The 15599-nt window shown below is 58.0% G+C and carries 16 protein-coding genes; 9 read left to right on the top strand and 7 right to left on the bottom strand.

The window, feature by feature from the left end:
* The first annotated feature begins 61 nt into the window (after positions 1 to 61).
* From asr to F0319_RS09755, 3 genes are all read left to right on the top strand, one after another.
* Positions 62 to 436, top strand: coding sequence for an acid resistance repetitive basic protein Asr (gene asr / locus F0319_RS09760; protein WP_032668244.1), 375 nt, complete (start codon positions 62 to 64; stop codon positions 434 to 436).
* 92 nt (positions 437 to 528) lie between these two features.
* Entirely contained in the window at positions 529 to 612 is an 84-nt protein-coding gene (ydgU, locus tag F0319_RS22615) for a small membrane protein YdgU (RefSeq protein WP_021241182.1), read from the top strand.
* Positions 613 to 715: 103 nt separating this feature from the next.
* Positions 716 to 1537 carry a trypsin-like serine peptidase gene (locus tag F0319_RS09755; RefSeq protein ID WP_127730589.1) on the top strand — a complete coding sequence of 274 codons (822 nt, stop codon included), beginning with the start codon at positions 716 to 718 and terminating at the stop codon, positions 1535 to 1537.
* Between the two features lies 1 nt (position 1538).
* On the opposite strand, the gene F0319_RS09750 is transcribed toward F0319_RS09755, so the two are convergent.
* From F0319_RS09750 to F0319_RS22530, 4 genes are all read right to left on the bottom strand, one after another.
* Positions 1539 to 3701: a bifunctional diguanylate cyclase/phosphodiesterase gene (locus tag F0319_RS09750; protein WP_149366785.1), complete on the bottom strand. Its 2163-nt coding sequence runs from the start codon at positions 3699 to 3701 to the stop codon at positions 1539 to 1541.
* Positions 3702 to 3784: 83 nt separating this feature from the next.
* Positions 3785 to 4114 carry a multidrug/spermidine efflux SMR transporter subunit MdtI gene (mdtI, locus tag F0319_RS09745; RefSeq protein ID WP_045910373.1) on the bottom strand — a complete coding sequence of 110 codons (330 nt, stop codon included), beginning with the start codon at positions 4112 to 4114 and terminating at the stop codon, positions 3785 to 3787.
* On the bottom strand, positions 4101 to 4463 hold the full coding sequence (gene mdtJ, locus F0319_RS09740; protein ID WP_029739354.1) for a multidrug/spermidine efflux SMR transporter subunit MdtJ: 363 nt from the start codon (positions 4461 to 4463) through the stop codon (positions 4101 to 4103). Before mdtJ ends, mdtI begins: the two co-directional genes overlap by 14 nt.
* 117 nt (positions 4464 to 4580) lie before the next feature.
* The gene (locus F0319_RS22530; protein WP_085930315.1) at positions 4581 to 4751 is read right to left on the bottom strand and encodes a protein YdgV; all 171 of its coding nucleotides are present in this window, start codon (positions 4749 to 4751) and stop codon (positions 4581 to 4583) included.
* Between the two features lie 133 nt (positions 4752 to 4884).
* Here F0319_RS22530 and F0319_RS09735 point away from each other — a divergent pair, with 133 nt between their 5' ends.
* Positions 4885 to 5919, top strand: a complete 1035-nt coding sequence (locus F0319_RS09735; protein ID WP_111965717.1) for an AI-2E family transporter — start codon at positions 4885 to 4887, stop codon at positions 5917 to 5919.
* Between the two features lie 3 nt (positions 5920 to 5922).
* Here F0319_RS09735 and F0319_RS09730 read toward each other — a convergent pair whose 3' ends face one another.
* On the bottom strand, positions 5923 to 6870 hold the full coding sequence (locus tag F0319_RS09730; protein ID WP_149366784.1) for a zinc-dependent alcohol dehydrogenase family protein: 948 nt from the start codon (positions 6868 to 6870) through the stop codon (positions 5923 to 5925).
* Positions 6871 to 6895: 25 nt separating this feature from the next.
* Positions 6896 to 7921 (bottom strand): LLM class flavin-dependent oxidoreductase, encoded by a 1026-nt coding sequence (locus F0319_RS09725; RefSeq protein WP_032651088.1) that lies wholly within the window; start codon positions 7919 to 7921, stop codon positions 6896 to 6898.
* Positions 7922 to 8099: 178 nt separating this feature from the next.
* On the opposite strand from F0319_RS09725, the gene yajD reads away from it, so the two are divergent.
* Positions 8100 to 8447 carry an HNH nuclease YajD gene (gene yajD / locus F0319_RS09720; RefSeq protein WP_023617218.1) on the top strand — a complete coding sequence of 116 codons (348 nt, stop codon included), beginning with the start codon at positions 8100 to 8102 and terminating at the stop codon, positions 8445 to 8447.
* Between the two features lie 35 nt (positions 8448 to 8482).
* On the opposite strand, the gene F0319_RS09715 is transcribed toward yajD, so the two are convergent.
* Positions 8483 to 9268: a MipA/OmpV family protein gene (locus F0319_RS09715; RefSeq protein WP_149366783.1), complete on the bottom strand. Its 786-nt coding sequence runs from the start codon at positions 9266 to 9268 to the stop codon at positions 8483 to 8485.
* A 123-nt stretch (positions 9269 to 9391) separates the two neighbouring features.
* Between F0319_RS09715 and F0319_RS09710 the strand changes: the two genes are divergently transcribed.
* From F0319_RS09710 to F0319_RS09695, 4 genes are all read left to right on the top strand, one after another.
* On the top strand, positions 9392 to 10087 hold the full coding sequence (locus tag F0319_RS09710; RefSeq protein WP_149366782.1) for a response regulator: 696 nt from the start codon (positions 9392 to 9394) through the stop codon (positions 10085 to 10087).
* The gene (locus F0319_RS09705) at positions 10084 to 11280 is read left to right on the top strand and encodes a sensor histidine kinase (RefSeq protein ID WP_149366781.1); all 1197 of its coding nucleotides are present in this window, start codon (positions 10084 to 10086) and stop codon (positions 11278 to 11280) included. The genes F0319_RS09710 and F0319_RS09705 overlap by 4 nt, the downstream gene beginning before the upstream one ends.
* 78 nt (positions 11281 to 11358) lie before the next feature.
* Positions 11359 to 12507, top strand: a complete 1149-nt coding sequence (locus F0319_RS09700; RefSeq protein ID WP_149366780.1) for an efflux RND transporter periplasmic adaptor subunit — start codon at positions 11359 to 11361, stop codon at positions 12505 to 12507.
* Positions 12504 to 15581: an efflux RND transporter permease subunit gene (locus F0319_RS09695; protein WP_149366779.1), complete on the top strand. Its 3078-nt coding sequence runs from the start codon at positions 12504 to 12506 to the stop codon at positions 15579 to 15581. Before F0319_RS09700 ends, F0319_RS09695 begins: the two co-directional genes overlap by 4 nt.
* Positions 15582 to 15599: the final 18 nt, after the last annotated feature.

Here is a 15599-nt window from a genome sequence, read left to right as displayed (position 1 = left end):
ATAGTTATTTCAACGGCCCCGCAGTGGGGTTAAATGAAAAACCAAATTCGAGGGTATGAACATGAAAAAAGTATTAGCTCTGGTTGTTGCCGCTGCTATGGGTCTGTCTTCTGCTGCGTTCGCTGCTGAAACCACTGCTGCACCGGCTGCTGCGGCACCTGCTGCAACGACCACCGCGGCGCCAGCAAAAACTGTCCATCACAAGAAACATCATAAAGCCGCTAAACCAGCTGTAGAGCAGAAAGCTCAGGCTGCTAAAAAGCACCACAAAAAAGCGACCAAACCGGCTGTAGAACAGAAAGCGCAGGCTGCTAAAAAGCATCACAAAAAAGCGACCAAACCGGCTGTAGAACAGAAAGCTCAGGCTGCTAAAAAGCATCATAAAAAAGCAGTAAAACACGAAGCTGCTAAACCAGCTGCACAGCCAGCTGCGTAAGAGTACAAGCTTAACCGTGTCCTTCGGGGCACGTTGGTAAACCGGCGCTGAACCGGACAGGTTCCGCGCCGTTTTTTTTATCCGGAGGGCGTATGCTGCGACGCTATCGGTTTGAGCTGATTCTGATCCTGCTTATTTTATGCGCGCTCATTGCCAGCCATTTTTATCTTTCCTGATTGTAGCACGCTGATTTTACTCCCACTTTAGCGCTGTCCCGTCTATAGTATTTTCATAGGGTTCACTTTTAATAATCATAATTCCCCCCCACCAGAGTGAGATATGCGTAAATCTGTTGTGTTGTTACTGGGAACGTTTGGTCTTTTTTCTGGATTCTCACATGCGGATGATGGCGGTGATGACACCATTAGCGCGAAAGAGCTCAAGACGCTTTTTTTCAATCATGACGACCGCACGCGCGTCACCGATCCCACCCAGGCGCCCTGGGATGCTATAGGTCAACTGGAAACCGCCAGCGGTAACTTATGTACTGCGACGTTGATCACCCCTCAGCTTGCCCTGACGGCAGGCCACTGTCTGTTAACGCCGCCAAACGGCAAGCCGGATAAAGCGGTGGCCTTGCGGTTTGTGTCGCAAAAAGGGACCTGGCGCTATGAAATCCACGGCATTGAAGGCCGTGTCGATCCGTCTCTCGGCAAACGCCTGAAGCCGGATGGTGACGGCTGGATCGTGCCACCGGCGGCCGCCTCATGGGACTTTGGCCTGATCGTTTTACGCTACCCCCCTTCCGGCATTACGCCGCTGCCGTTATTTGACGGCGACAAAGACGCACTCACCGCTGCCCTGAAAGCCGCTGACCGAAAGGTGACGCAGTCCGGCTATCCTGTCGACCATCTGGATACGCTTTACACCCACACCGACTGTATTGTGACGGGCTGGGCGCAAAACAGCGTACTTTCGCACCAGTGCGATACGTTGCCGGGTGACAGTGGCTCACCGCTGATGCTGAAAACAGATAACGGCTGGCAGTTGATTGGCGTGCAGAGCTCTGCTCCGGCGGCGAAAGATCGCTGGCGCGCAGATAACCGGGCCTTGTCCGTGACCGGTTTTCGCGACAAGCTGGAAGCGCTGGCACAGCAATAAATCAGCATCGTCTGACCTGATGCAGTGCCCTGATTGACTCAATCGGCATCGGCTGGCTGAACCAAAAACCCTGCAGTTGATCGCAGCCAGCCAGCCGCAGCAGTTTCATTTGCTTCTCGGTTTCCACCCCTTCGGCGACCACCGCCATCCCCAGCGCGTTGGCGATCCGCACCGTGCCGCTCACCAGCGCGGCTGCCTGTTCATCGTTGTCCACCAGCCCGGCCAGGGATTTATCGATCTTGATGGTGTCGAAGTTAAAACGCCGCAAATAGCCAATGCTGGAATAGCCGGTGCCAAAGTCATCCAGCGCCACCGCAGTACCCAGCGCTTTAAGATTGGCTATTGCCATGCGGGCACGATCCGGATTTTCCAGCACATAGCTCTCCGTTACCTCAAGCTGCAGCCGGTGGGCCGGGAAACGGGTACTCTCCAGCACGCTGGCCACTTTGTCTTCGAAGGCGGGATCGCGAAATTGCGCGGGAGAGATATTAACGGAAAGCTTTAAGTCACCGTATGGCTGGAGATCCTGACAGGCGCGCTGCAATACAAACTGGCCCAGTTTGTAAATCAGACCGCTGGTCTCCGCGATGGCGATGAAGGTATCCGGGCCCAGCGGCCCTTCCGGGCGACGCGGCCAGCGGACCAACGCTTCGACGCTGCTCATCGTCTGAGTGCGGGCGTCTACGATCGGCTGATACCAGACCTCAAACTCATCGCGCTCCAGACCGCTACGGATCTGATTTTCAATCGCCAGCTTGCGTTCCCGGACGCTGTTCAGCTCCGCATCGTAGTGGGTAATCCGCCCTTTTCCACTCATTTTGGCGTGATACATGGCAATATCGGCGCGGCGAAACAGTTCTGAGCTGGTGCATTCAATCAGAGTTCCGCTGGCGATACCGATGCTGGCCCCGATATGGATCGTGCGTTCCCCCAGCTGAACCGGGGTGGCGAGGAAATCCAGCACCGAAACGGCAAAGGCGGTGGCTCGGGCCTCTGCATCATCACCGCCGATTGTCATGGCAAACTCATCCCCGCCCATGCGGGCCAGCATCCCGCCCGGCGGCACCCGTTCACTCAGCGTTTTCGCAATCGCCACGATGAGATCGTCCCCCACGCTGTGGCCGTAGATATCATTCACATCTTTAAAACCATCCAGATCGATAAACACCACGCTTTTGACGTCGATATCTCCGCGTAAGCTCACCCGATCCAGCGCCTCGATAAGCGCTCGCCGGTTCGGCAGATGGCTTAACCAGTCCGTTCTGGCCACCAGACGTGCCTGGCTTTCTCCTCGCGCAAGCTTGTACAGCCCCACGCTGCTCACCAGAATAAAGAGCAGGATCAGGGCCGATGCCAGCACAACAATCTGCGTGATATCAGAGGATGCCGCCCGGGCGGCCTGCGCCCCCGGAAGCCGCGCCTGCCAGTTCAGATAGCCCAGCAGCTCCCCAGCCGAACTGCGCAGCGGCATACTCATCTCGTTAACTTTATCTGGCGTAAAGTGAAGGTTATCGATCTGAAAGGTCGCCCCCAGGTCGGATAAGATTCTGGCGTTCAGATGACGGGTGATCACCAGATAGCGGCGCGTTCCGTCGGTAACCTGTAATCTTCCGACCATTGGGCGAATCAGCCCAATGCCCACAAAGGCGACGCCGCTTCGCGTTTTGCTGATCCCGGCATAGATATTTTTATCGCTTGATAAGGCGCGCGCATGCTGAGCAATAAGAGCTTTCAGCCCCTCACCGAAAAAATCGAGATTCGTCTCCTGAAAAGGCTGACTTTTAAACGATCCCCAGAGGACGTTGAAATGTTCATCCAGCACGAAGGTGCCGTCATAGAGGTTATTAATTTTAAAGCCGGTGCCCCAGGTGTCGTACAGCCAGTCGGTATTAAGCGTGGGACGGTAGGCTTCCCGCACAGCATCGTCCCAGACGGCGTTGTCAAGCACCAGAGATGAGACGCGGTTAACCGATGTCTGAATAGCCCCCTGCACGGAAAGCGCCGTGCGGTGTTCATCTATTTCATTGGTTTTGGTGCTGATAAGATTCAGGGAAAGATAGAGGAGTGCGACGACGGAGATGATTAAGCCGATGCCCGCCATAAAGACCATGGCAAACAACGTTCTCGCATTGGGAATATTGCGCCAGCTTAATGTGCGATACATCAGCCATCCTCTTCATGTTTTGCTTTTCTAAGCGTAATACAGGCAGCGAATTTCGCTGCCTGTAAATCATGGATTGAGGACTGTCAGGCGAGTTTTATCATGATCATGCCGGCAAGCAGCAGGATGAGCCCCATCCAACCCTTGTTATTTAAGCGCTGGCCGAAGAGCACCCAGCCTGCAGCCAGCGTGGCGGCGATACCAAAACCGCCCCACAACGCATAGGCGACCGAAAGATCGATACCTTTTACCGCCTGGGACAGCGCGCTGAACGCCCCCAGAACCGCCGCAATCGACATCAGGCCGTAGAATTTACGACGAAAACCATCGGAGAATTTCAGCAGAACGTTCGCCAGGATCTCAAGCACGATGGCGAACCCCAGCCAGGCAGCATGAACCCACTCAAACTGTTGCATGGTTCTGCTCCTTCTGCTGTTTGCCAGGTTTACGGGTACCGGACTTAATCAGCACAATACCCGCGACCAGCGTCGTTAAACCGGCGACCTTCATTGTTGTTAATGTTTCGTCAAATATCAGCACGCTGAACAGCGTAATCAACAAAATACCGATCCCCTCCCACAGGGCATACGCGACGCCCAGCGCAATTTTTTTCACTGCAAACGAGAGGAAAATATAAGACAGTGAAATCATCACCAGCATCAAAATAAAACCGGTGTTGCCATCGCTGACGCTTGCCCACTTCATAGACAGCGTGCCGGTAATTTCAGCGATAATAGCCAGCGCTAATAAAATCCAGTAAAACATGTTTTTCTCCTGCTTGAGAATATAATCCATCGTGGCCCGCTGCGTGCAGCAAACCCAAAAATACGAATTGAAATCAGACAGCTAAGCGCTTAGCGCCAGCTCAGGCAGAAGAAATGACTATAGTGCGGTGCGCCAGTGTTGCTCACCAGAAAGCAGGCAGAAAGAAGTGGAGTATACAGCAGTATTGTTTGAAGAGTACGTCCTGAACATATTGTCCATAAAATTACAATTATCCGCGTTGTTGCTTCTCGTCTTTGCGGATGAAAATTGTCCTCGGTAGTTAAACACACCGAATTTGTACCATAAGCCAGGATTTTACTCAAAGTCTTTGCAATTCTTTACCCACTCCGTTTGATTTTGGTTAGTTTATTGCAAAGCCTTTCACCTTTATTATAAATATAAAGAAAATTTCGGAGTCACCATGGCTAAACCCATCATTACCCTGAACGGGTTAAAAATTGTCATCATGCTGGGCATGCTGGTGATCATATTGACAGGCGTGCGCTTCGCCGCCGACATTATTGTGCCCTTTATTCTGGCCCTGTTTATTGCGGTGATCCTCAACCCGCTGGTGCAGCGCATGACGCGGCTACGCATTCCGCGCGTGCTGGCTATCACGCTGCTTATCAGCATCATTATTGTGGCGATGGTACTGCTGGTGGCTTATCTGGGTACCTCGCTCAATGAACTGGCGCGAACGCTGCCAAAATACCGCTCTTCGCTGGCTATCCCCCTGCTGCAGCTAGAACCCTGGCTGCAGCGGGCGGGTATCGAAGTCTCGGTGGAAGAACTGCTGAAATATATCGACCCCAACGCGGCGATGACGATCGTCACCAGCCTGCTGGCGCAGCTTTCCAATGCCATGACCTCCATTTTCCTGCTGTTTTTAACGGTGGTGTTCATGCTGCTGGAGGTGCCGCAGCTGCCAGCAAAGCTGCAGCAGATGATGGTCCGTCCGGTCGAAGGAATGGGGGCGATTCAACGCGCGCTGGACAGCGTTTCCCGCTATCTGGTGCTGAAAACCGCCATTAGCCTGGTGACGGGCGTTGTCGTCTGGTTGATGCTTCTGGCGCTGGACGTTCGCTTTGCGTTTGTCTGGGGGTTGCTGGCGTTTGCGCTCAACTACATTCCCAACATTGGCTCCGTGCTGGCGGCGATCCCCCCTATCCTCCAGGTGCTGGTTTTCAGCGGGCTTTATGACGCGCTGATCCTGCTTGCCGGATACCTGGTCATCAATCTGGTGTTCGGTAACATTCTTGAGCCACGCATGATGGGTCGTGGCCTGGGGCTCTCCACGCTGGTGGTCTTTTTGTCCCTGATTTTCTGGGGCTGGCTGCTCGGGCCCGTTGGGATGCTGCTCTCCGTCCCGCTAACCATTATCGTCAAGATTGGTCTGGAACAGACGGCAGGCGGGCAAAGTATCGCCGTGCTGCTGAGCGATATGAGCCATAAATAGCGCTCAGTCCTCCATCGACAGGAGGGGCTTGCGGGTCCTTCCACCTTCACGATAAGCGCTGAGCGCCCTCTGCCAATCCGCCAGCGGGTAAACCGTAACGTCGCTGTACTCACTGTCGGGCAACATCCGCCAGATGCGCTCGAACTCCGCGCGCCACGCCTCAACGCCGAGCGCATCCAGACCGTTTCGGATATGGAACCACGCCACGCGCGGCGCAGGCCGCCGCTGTGTGAAGGCTTGCCCGGAGAGCAGCCCGTAGCAGACAAACATACCCTGCTCGGGCATCACGCTGAGGATCGCTTCCGCAAGCTGCCCGCCGGTAGCATCGTAGACGATATCGCTACGGGCGGCGACGATGCCGATTCTGTTTGCATCATGCTGCGCGACAGGCGTGATGCCCATCGCCTCCAGCCGTTCAGCATGCACGGCAGAACGGTGAATGCCGTACACCGCTTCCGCCCCCGCCTGACGCGCCCACTGCCCCAGCAGAATGGCGCAATCCGATCCGGCAGCCGTGAGCAAGACCCGCTTTCCGCGCGGCGGGTAGCGAGTCAGCATCATCTGCGCCGCCAGCGGGTTGATATAGGCCCGCGCGGCCAGCTGTGCGTCGACGGTGTCCGGAACGGGTATCGCATACTCTGCCGGGCAATCAACATAGCGCTGCCAGGTTCCCTGCCCGCGCAGCGGCAGGACGCGCTGACCCACCAGATGCTCAAACGAGGCGGGCGCCTCGATGACAACCCCAACACCTTCATACCCCGCGATCGCCGGTAACGGGGTTCGGTGGCGATAGGCGCCGGTGATGGGAATAAGATCGGACGCATTTACCGGTGAGAACAGCATCCGCACGCGGAGCTGCCCCGGCGCAAGCGCGCCCGGGGGCGCGGTTTCAGGTTGCAGAGCGGTTTCTGGCTCGCCAAAACGGCGATACCAGAGGGCCAGATTTTCCATTACGATCTCAAGGCTGATAGCGGAACTACTCGCGCCAGCCCATTGCCGGTGCGACATGCTTGAGAATAGACTCAATCACGTGCGCATTATAATCCACACCCAGCTGGTTCGGTACGGTCAGTAAGAGCGTGTCCGCCTCGGCAATTGCCTCGTCTTTTTTCAGCTGTTCAACCAGCTTGTCCGGCTCCGCGGCATAGCTGCGCCCGAAGATGGCGCGCGTTTTCTCATCAAGGTAACCCACGCTATCGCTGTCGTTGCGGCTGGCACCGAAATACATCCGGTCACGGTCGTCCATCAGCGCAAAAATACTGCGGCTGACCGACACCCGCGGCTCGCGCGTATGCCCTGCCTCTTTCCAGGCCTGACGGTACGCGCGGATCTGTTTTGCCTGCTGAATATGGAACGGCTCACCGGTTTCATCGTCCTTCAGGGTTGAACTTTGCAGATTCATTCCAAGCTTTGCGGCCCATACGGCCGTCGCATTGGAACCTGCGCCCCACCAGATACGCTCGCGCAGCCCTTCAGAATACGGCTCCAGGCGCAGCAGCCCCGGCGGATTCGGGAACATTGGCTGCGGGTTCGGTTTGGCAAACCCTTCCCCACGCAGCACCTCAAGCAGCACCTCGGTATGACGGCGCGCCATGTCCGACTCGTTTTCCCCTTCCTGCGGGACATAGCCGAAATGACGCCAGCCATCAATAACCTGCTCCGGGGAGCCGCGGCTGATGCCGAGCTGCAGGCGACCGCCGGAAATCAAATCCGCCGCGCCCGCATCCTCGGCCATGTACATCGGGTTTTCGTAACGCATGTCGATCACGCCGGTGCCGATTTCGATGGTTTTCGTTTTTGCGCCAATAGCGGCCAGCAGAGGGAACGGCGAGCTAAGCTGTCGGGCGAAGTGGTGCACGCGGAAATAGGCGCCGTCTGCCCCCAGCTCCTCAGCCGCCACGGCTAAATCAATGGACTGCAGCAGCGTGTCTGCCGCCGAGCGCGTGCCCGACTGTGGCGAAGGCGTCCAGTGACCAAAGGATAAAAATCCGATCTTTTTCATAACCATTTTTCCTGATAATACGTTGCGTTCTGTCCACTTTACGCATTACCCGATAAGAATAAATGCCGTTTATTTAACGGAAAGCATCAAATAAATTGACAGAATAGCGTGGTTCTTCATTCCGCCCCATAATGGGATATAATCTTCCCCACTCTTTTCATGGCAGGTAAAATCGGCAATGGCTTTGATCCCCAAAAACTACGCGCGGCTGGAAAGCGGCTATCGCGAAAAAGCATTAAAAATCTATCCATGGGTGTGTGGACGCTGCTCGCGCGAGTTTGTCTATTCCAATCTTCGCGAACTCACGGTTCACCATATCGATCACGACCATACCAACAACCCGGAAGATGGCAGCAACTGGGAGCTGTTGTGCCTGTTTTGCCACGATCACGAGCATTCGAAATACACCGAAGCGGATCGGTACGGCACCACCGTGGTCGCCGGGGAAGACGCGCAAAAAGACGTGGGCGTCGCCACGTTTAACCCGTTTGCCGATTTAAAGGCGATGATGGATAAGAAGAAGTAATCCTCTCCCTCTCGCTCACATCGTGATCCACGAATTTAGAATGTCCAGGTGATAGCGGCGGTTGCAGACCCCTCATTACGCCGCAGCACTATCGGGCTGTCATTTGCATGGTCGCCAAGCCAGGTATAGTCCGCGCTCAGGACCGTCCCCCAGTGGGCATCGAACTGATGGCTCCAGGTCAGGCTGGTGTCGACGCCGTAAAATCCACCCGGCGCAGCATAGCGGCGATAGCCGGTGCGGCGGCTCTGCTGCTCGCTGACCCCATACCAGGTATTCAGGTAACGGCTGTCGCCAAACAGGGCCGCAGACTGCAAGGCGATCGTGTCCTGGTTATTTTGTACCGGGATCAGCGTAACGGAGGCCTGATAGCTTGCCCCCTGGCTGTCGGTTAACGGCAGCGTCGCTTTGCCTTCCATACTCAGCCATGGCGCGGCCTGCCAGCCCACGGCAAGGCCGGTATTCAGGGCGGCATCAATGTCCCCCATCCCTTTCAGATTGTTTGCGCCCTCACGCCAGCCAGAATTTTTATCAGCCCTTCCGAAGTCGTAGCCCAGCGTGTGTTCGAAATACCAGCCGCTGTCGTTTTGCAGGTCATACCCCACCCCTTTTTGCGCATCAACGAAGAAAGCGCCTTTGCGTCCCTGCAGCACAGGAACCACCTGCCACACCTGCTTGTCTGAGCCTGAGTAACGCGGGGCGTATTGCCCTCCCAGCCCGACGGTTAGGGAATCGGAAGCGGTGCCATCATCCGCCTGCGCGCCGGAAGCCACGGCCATCAGAAGCGGGACGGACATATACAGGACTTTATTTATCGCTATCATACTGCTCTCCATATAGACGCTGGCGTCTCCTGATACAGGGCGGCCACACAATGTTGGCGCAGTATGATTTGGCTGAATCAATGAATCGTCGGGATAGTGTTAAGAAATGGTCAAGGTGAACGGATGTTGTCCAGAAGAGTGCTGATTATTGAAGATGACGCCGATGCGGCTGGCGTGCTCGAAGCCTATTTACGGCGGGAAAATTACGACGTGACCATTACCGGGGACGGTCATTCCGGGCTGGATATGGCACAGCGGTGGAAGCCAGACCTCATTCTGCTGGACGTGATGCTGCCGGGGCTTAACGGCACCGAAGTGCTGGCTGGCCTGCGTCGTAAAAGCGATGTGCCGGTGATTATGGTCACGGCCATGGGGGATACTCCCGATCGCATTGGCGCCCTGCGGTACGGTGCCGATGATTACGTTGTGAAGCCTTATCATCCGGGGGAAGTAGTGGCTCGGGTGCAGGCGGTGCTGCGGCGCAGCAGTAAAAAAGAGACAGACGACGAGATCCTTCGCTGGCAAACGCTGGCGGTGGATGTCGCCGCCATTGTGGCGAGTGTGGACAACGGCGACGACGCGCCCGTGATGCTCGATCTTACGCCAACGGAATTCTCGCTTCTGGCAACGCTGCTGCGCTCTCCCGCACGCCCCTTTTCCCGTCAGTACCTGCTGGAACACTGTCTGCCGGAAAGCGAGGCGCTGGAGCGCGTGGTGGACACCCATATTTATAACCTGCGTAGAAAACTCGAAGCGGTGGGCATCTCCGGCGTGCTGATCAACGTTCGCGGCGTGGGTTACAGGTTCAGACAGCCATGATAAAAAACCGGCACTCCTCTCTGTGGCGCTGGATTTGCGCGCGCATCCTGGCGCTGGCTATCGGCAGCGTGATCGTCATTGCCACCTGCATGTGGCTGCGCTATGCGGTCCAGAACTACTGGATCATGGGCAGGATGCCACCGGCGGTCCGGCAGGAGTTTCTTACGCTCAGCCAGAACCCGCAGGCCAATCCGGCCCGCTTCCACTCGATTGTGGACACCTGGTGGGGCCTGAGCTATTCCACACCGTCCATCGCCTCTGCGGACTGGGTTACGGTGGCCCTGCTGGTGCTGGTGATGATCCCGTTTATCGTGGTGATGGGGCTCAAACACGCCCGACCGCTGGCACTGCAGTTCAGCCGCCTTCGCGATGCGGCAAAGGATGTCGCCGACGGGCAGTTTGGCCGTCAGGCAGAGCTCATCAAGGATGCGCCAGCGGAAATGGTCAGCTTTGCGACCGACTTTAACTCCATGACGGGGCAACTCGCCCGCTATGAAAAAGAGCTCCGCGCCTCGCACGTCGCGATGGCGCACGAGCTGCGCTCGCCCCTGACGGCCGCCATCGGGCGTCTGCAGGGCATGTTAGACGGCGTGTTTGATGCCAGCCCGGCACAGCTGGGCATGGTGATGAAACAGCTTCAGCATCTCAACCGACTCACCGATGAGCTCCACCTTCTCTCGCTCGCCGACGCAGGTAACCTTGTGCTGGAGAACCAGCCGTTCTGTCTGGATGAGCTGATTCAGGAGCGGGCTGCCTGGATCATGCCCCAGGCTGATGCGCATCATTTCCGGATAACGCTGCGTAACCCGCGCACCAGTCCCTTCAGAGGCGACGCGTTCCGTATGGGACAGGTTGTTACCATCCTCATGGAAAATGCGCTACGTTACGGGCGCGAGGGCGGACATCTTGATGTGGCGCTGCGTTACGCCAGCGGGCGTTACATCCTCGAATTCACCGATGACGGGCCGGGCGTTTCGCCCCAGTTTTTACCGGAAATGTTTAAACGCTTTAGCCGCGAGGAGCAGTCCCGCGCGCGGCATTCCGGCGGTAGCGGCCTCGGATTGTCCATCGCCCGGGCAATTTGCGAGGCGCATGGGGGTGAGATTAGCGCGTCATTATCCGAAACTGGCGGCCTCGCCGTACGCATCGTATTGCCCTGGCACCCGTCCGGTAATGAAAATTTCCACTCTTGATACAGCCTTGACAGAACGTCGAATCTTTCTCGACGTAGCGCGCATTTAATAACGCCATTCCCTTTATGGAGCGGCGTTATGTCAGACGAATTTTTTCTCTCCCTCCGCCACTGCCTGCATCATTTGTACGGCGTGGCGCGCACCCTTTCCTGGCTGCATTTTCTTCCCCTGGCCCTGCTTGCGCTGGCGATTTTTCCGCTGACCGGCTGCGGTGATAAACACGAAAACAAACCTGACCCAGTGCGTAAGGTACGCTACGTCGTCGTTGGCACCGCCCAAACCCTTCCCGCGCTGGAAAGAACCGGTGAGATCCATGCCCACGATGAAACGACCCTGAGCTTTCGTACCGGAGGCCGGGTACTGACGCGCAGCGTTGATATTGGCGACCGGGTCACTGCCGGACAGCTACTGGCCACGCTTGACGATACGACCGGGAAAAACCAGCTCGACAGCGCCGCGGCCGACTATGAAAGCGCCAAAGCCTCTGCCCAGGTCGCCGCGCTTAACGTTAGTCGAATGCAAAAGCTCATGCCAACGGGTGCTATCGCCCGCACGCAGCTCGACAGCGCCCGGGCTGACTGGCTTGTCGCCCGCGCGCGCTTAAAAAGCAGCGAGGCCGCGTGGCGAAATGCTCGCGAAAGCCTCGGCTGGACGCGCCTGATCGCGCCACAAGCGGGCGTCATCACGGCCGTGAGCGCCTCAGCGGGGCAGGTTGTCAGCGACGGCCAGTCCGTGCTGACGCTGGCGACCGGAGAAGGTCGCGACGTGGCGTTTGATATTGCTACTCCGGATGCGATTCCGCCTCTGGATAAGACAGAATTGCGGGTTTCCCTCCTCAGCGACCCGTCGGTACAGGCCTCTGCCGTACTGCGGGATATTACCCCGCAGGCCGATCCTCAGACCCGCACCTGGCGCGTCAGAGCGACCCTGCAAAACCCGCCGGAGGCCATGGCGCTTGGTGCCAGCGTCACCGTGACGTTGCCCTCCGCCGCCCCGCACGGGTACGCGCTTCCCGCGTCGGCGCTGACCCGCGTCGGCGACAAACCGGCCGTTTTTGTGATCGCTTCACAGTCGCGGGCGCAGCTGCGCGCGGTGGTGCCCGCGAGCTATACGGCCACCTCCGTCATGATTGCCTCCGGCCTTGAGCCCGGCGACAGGGTGATTACGGCGGGCGTGAGCACATTACGATCCGGCGAGCCGGTGGTGCCAGGGGAGGTTCAGCCATGAGTACCGGAGCGGAAGCCAAATTTAACCTCTCCGCCTGGGCGCTTAAGAACCAGCAGATGGTCAGCTTTTTCATGCTGCTGGTGATTGCGATGGGCGTGTTCTGCTATGAGAAGCTGCCGCGTAATGAAGATCCGGCGTTCACTATTAAAACGGCCGTCGTCTCCGCGCAGTGGCCGGGAGCATCCGTGGCGGATACCACCCGCCTGCTGACCGATACGCTTGAAAAAAAGCTGCAGGAAACGCCCTGGCTGGATTATCTCGAAAGTGAAACCCGTGCCGGACGCACCGTTATCCACGTCAACCTCCGTGACGATACGCCCCCGCAACGCGTGCCCGATATCTGGTATCAGGTTCGCAAAAAAATGCAGGACATCGCACCGTCCCTGCCTGACGGGGTGCAGGGGCCTGCCGTGGACGACGAGTTTGACGACACGTTCGGCACTATTTATGCCTTTATTCCCGACGGTTTTACCCTGCGGGAGGTGCGGGATCGCGTAGAGACAATACGTCGCGAGCTCATGTCCCTGCCGGATATGGGTAAGACCACCCTGCTGGGCGAACAGCAGGAGCAGTGGGTTCTCGCCTTTTCTCCGGCACGCCTGGCCGGTATGGGGCTCGATATTCAGGAAGTTGCTGACGCCCTCCGGGCGCAAAACGCGGTTGTCCCGGCTGGCGTTATGCGAACCGGGCAGGAGAACATGGCGATAAAGGTCAGCGGAGCGCTCACCACCGAAGAGAGCTTACGCGCCGTCACGCTGCACGTTAACAATCGCTATATTCCGCTGACCGATATTGCCACCGTCACCCGTGAAATCGCCGAGCCACCGGCTCCGGCCTACCGGGTGAACGGCAAGCCGGCTATCGGGCTGGCGGTGTCGATGGCGCCGACAGGCAACATGCTTCGTTTCGGCGCTGCACTGAATGCCAGAATGGCGACCCTCAGCGCCGGGCTGCCGCACGGTATCGAGATGGTGAAAGTCGCCGATCAGTCCGCGGTGGTGAGTGACGCGGTAAGCGGGTTTATCCGGGTGCTTATCGAAGCCGTTGTTATCGTGCTGGCGGTTTCATTTGTCTCGCTGGGTTTACGGGCCGGACTGGTGGTGGCGACGGCCATTCCGCTGGTGCTCGCCATGACGTTTGCCGGCATGATGCTCGCAGGCATTGGCCTTCAGCGTATCTCGCTCGGGGCGCTGATCATCGCCCTGGGCCTGCTGGTGGATGACGCCATGATCGCCGTCGAAACGATGGTCTCCCGGCTGGAAGCGGGGGATTCCCGTCGGCACGCGGCCACCCACGCATTCAAAACGACGGCCTTCCCGATGCTCACCGGTACTCTGGTAATGATTGCCGGTTTTATTCCCGTTGGTTTTGCGGCCTCCAGCGCCGGTGAATACTGTTTTTCCCTCTTTGCGGTGGTGCTCATTGCCCTGCTCTGCTCCTGGATTGTCGCGATCTTGTTTTCGCCGCTAACGGGTACGTGGCTGCTGCCGGAAACAGTCAGACATCACGCGGCAGAACCCGGAAGGATCGCGCGCGGGTACGGACGGCTTTTACGCCTGGCATTGCGTCACCGAGTCGCTACCGTGCTGCTCGCCCTTTCCGCGCTGGGGCTGTCAGCGTACGGCACGACGTTTATGCAGGGCGAGTTTTTCCCCGCCTCGGACCGGCCCGAGCTGCTGGTCAGCCTGACGCTTCCGGCCAACGCGTCGCAGCCGGAAACGCTCAGAGAGGTGGAAAAGCTGGAAAAGGCGCTGGCCGACAACAGCAATATCGATCGCTTTTCGACGTACGTTGGCTCAGGCGCCATCCGTTTTTACCTGCCGATGGACGTGCTGCTGGAAAATGAAAATATCGCCCAGATGGTTGTGGTCGCGAAGGATCTTGCGGCGCGGGATCGTCTGCACGCACAGCTCAACACGATCCTGGCGACGCAGTTTAGCGACATCATCACGCGCGTGTCGCCCCTTGAGCTGGGGCCTCCCGTCGGCTGGCCCATCAAATACCGGGTGAGCGGGCCGGATTATCTGCAGGTCCGGGCGTTTGCGAACCGTCTCACGGACGCGATTGGCCGGTCTTCGTTCTCACGCGACGTTAACCAGACGGCCGGAGAGCCTGAAAGGGTCATCACCCTTAAGGTGAATCAGACGGCGGCCAGGGCGGCGGGAATATCGTCCGAAAGCCTCGCCCGCACGCTGAATACCGTCTGGTCCGGCAGCGTCATCACCTCGGTCAGGGATAATGACCGCCTTGTCGACGTGGTGCTGCGGGCCGAGGACAGCGCGCGCCACAGCACCGCCACCCTCTCCTCGCTCACGATTCAGGGGAATGACGGTAAAAAAATTCCGCTCAGCGCCGTCGCGACGCCGGTCTGGGGCGTGGACGATCCGGTCATCTGGCGCCGCCAGCGCGTGCCCTTTATCACGGTGCAAACCGACCTTGCCCCGGGGCTGAAGGCTGAAGCGGTATCCGCCGCGCTGCGTCCGACGGTGGATAAACTGCGCGCGAGCCTGCCCGCAGGTTACAGCATTGAAGAAGGCGGCGCGGTCGCCGAATCGGATAAGGGTAACAGCTCCGTCTTTACCGTTCTTCCGGTGACGCTGGTCATCATGCTGTTGCTGCTGATGCTCCAGCTGCGGCGATACTCCCGGATGCTGCTGGCGCTCCTGATGGCCCCGTTTGGTTTACCGGGGATCGTGCTGGCTATGCTGCCCGGCGGCACGCCGATGGGGTTTGTCGCGCTGCTGGGCGTCATCGCCCTCGCGGGGATGATCGTACGTAACGCGGTGATATTGATTAGCGAGGTTGACAGCAATCTGGCTCAGGGGATGGCAAATGATGCCGCAATTATGGCAGCGGCGGAGCACCGGGCCAGACCCATCTGTCTGACCGCCTGCGCCGCCATTCTGGGCATGATCCCGATCTCTCACCAGGTTTTCTGGGGCCCAATGGCCTATGCCATTATCGGCGGGCTGCTGGCTGCGACGCTGGTGACGCTGACCGTGTTACCCGCGTCGTTTAGCCTGCTGTTACAGCGGGGAGCTCAGCGCAAAGCCGCAGAAGACGGACCGCGCTGAGGCCCTACCGTTCACCGG

Source organism: Enterobacter vonholyi (genome assembly GCF_008364555.1).
GTDB lineage: Bacteria > Pseudomonadota > Gammaproteobacteria > Enterobacterales > Enterobacteriaceae > Enterobacter > Enterobacter vonholyi.
The sequence above is the reverse complement of the archived record's forward strand: the minus strand, read 5'-3'. Positions and strand labels throughout refer to the sequence as shown.

Coding starts and splice junctions, on each gene's coding strand:
- F0319_RS09735 (WP_111965717.1), top strand. CDS start 4,885: ATGGCTAAACCCATCATTACCCTGAACGGGTTAAAAATTGTCATCATG.
- F0319_RS09725 (WP_032651088.1), bottom strand. CDS start 7,921: ATGAAAAAGATCGGATTTTTATCCTTTGGTCACTGGACGCCTTCGCCA.
- F0319_RS09705 (WP_149366781.1), top strand. CDS start 10,084: ATGATAAAAAACCGGCACTCCTCTCTGTGGCGCTGGATTTGCGCGCGC.
- F0319_RS09695 (WP_149366779.1), top strand. CDS start 12,504: ATGAGTACCGGAGCGGAAGCCAAATTTAACCTCTCCGCCTGGGCGCTT.
- yajD (WP_023617218.1), top strand. CDS start 8,100: ATGGCTTTGATCCCCAAAAACTACGCGCGGCTGGAAAGCGGCTATCGC.
- F0319_RS09715 (WP_149366783.1), bottom strand. CDS start 9,268: ATGATAGCGATAAATAAAGTCCTGTATATGTCCGTCCCGCTTCTGATG.
- F0319_RS09700 (WP_149366780.1), top strand. CDS start 11,359: ATGTCAGACGAATTTTTTCTCTCCCTCCGCCACTGCCTGCATCATTTG.
- F0319_RS09730 (WP_149366784.1), bottom strand. CDS start 6,870: ATGGAAAATCTGGCCCTCTGGTATCGCCGTTTTGGCGAGCCAGAAACC.
- F0319_RS09710 (WP_149366782.1), top strand. CDS start 9,392: ATGTTGTCCAGAAGAGTGCTGATTATTGAAGATGACGCCGATGCGGCT.
- ydgU (WP_021241182.1), top strand. CDS start 529: ATGCTGCGACGCTATCGGTTTGAGCTGATTCTGATCCTGCTTATTTTA.
- asr (WP_032668244.1), top strand. CDS start 62: ATGAAAAAAGTATTAGCTCTGGTTGTTGCCGCTGCTATGGGTCTGTCT.
- F0319_RS09755 (WP_127730589.1), top strand. CDS start 716: ATGCGTAAATCTGTTGTGTTGTTACTGGGAACGTTTGGTCTTTTTTCT.
- F0319_RS09750 (WP_149366785.1), bottom strand. CDS start 3,701: ATGTATCGCACATTAAGCTGGCGCAATATTCCCAATGCGAGAACGTTG.
- mdtJ (WP_029739354.1), bottom strand. CDS start 4,463: ATGTTTTACTGGATTTTATTAGCGCTGGCTATTATCGCTGAAATTACC.
- mdtI (WP_045910373.1), bottom strand. CDS start 4,114: ATGCAACAGTTTGAGTGGGTTCATGCTGCCTGGCTGGGGTTCGCCATC.